We start from the raw sequence: 840 nt of genomic DNA, 5'->3' as shown, positions 1-840 counted from the left end.
TCTGTCATTCTCCTCTTATTTCCATATTTTCAATATGTTAATGTGGGCGAAGGTTGTGTAGTAAGTACTCCTACTGGAACACTCACATGAATTTGTCAACACGCCCTAGGTCGTGTTGACAAATTCAGCCCATGGCTGACTTTGCCATGGTGGTTAATAATTCGTACAGTCCATATATTTGGCTGGAGGGCCACCGTATGGACGTCACAGTTCACCACCGTCATGATATCAGCGATGAACTTTGGGCCAAGATCGAACCCGAATTCCCCAACAGCAACGGCAAACGAGGTCGCCCTGTTGGAGACAACAGGCGCTTTTTCAATGGCGTCCTGTGGATCATGCGCTCAGGAGCACCCTGGCGTGATCTTCCCCCAGACTATGGACACTGGAATAGTGTTTTTGTGAGATTTCGCAGACTTGCCAAGGCCGGCTTTTGGGCCAGGCTTGCAAAACTGTTCACTGCCTGCCCAGATTTTGAATGGATTATGATCGATGCCAGTCATTTCAAGGTTCACCAGCATGGCATGGGAGCTCCTAGGGGAACAGAGGATGCAGGGAGGACCAAAGGAGGTATCAACACCAAGCTTCATGTAGCAGTAGATGCACATGGTATGCCTATTAGATTCCAGATAACAGCTGGGAATCAGGCTGATTGTACCCAGGGGATTGCGCTGTTGGAGGGCTTTCCTCTCCAGTTCGTGCTGGCCGACAAGGGATACGACACCGATACTATTATTGGGTATCTGCGCAGCCGTCAGGCAGTTCCTGTTATCCCTCCCAAAAGCAATCGCAAGATTCAAAGGGATTATGACAAATATCTCTATAAGTTACGCCATCTTG

General features: G+C 48.8%; 1 protein-coding gene. It reads left to right on the top strand.

What is annotated here, in order from left to right; all coding sequences use genetic code 11:
• Positions 1 to 197: 197 nt before the first annotated feature.
• A partial coding sequence (locus tag B5F76_RS14305) for an IS5 family transposase (RefSeq protein WP_087355763.1) occupies positions 198 to 840 on the top strand: 643 nt, incomplete at its 3' end.

It is taken from the genome of Desulfovibrio sp. An276 (assembly GCF_002159665.1).
Lineage (GTDB): Bacteria > Desulfobacterota > Desulfovibrionia > Desulfovibrionales > Desulfovibrionaceae > Desulfovibrio > Desulfovibrio faecigallinarum.
The sequence above is the reverse complement of the archived record's forward strand: the minus strand, read 5'-3'. Positions and strand labels throughout refer to the sequence as shown.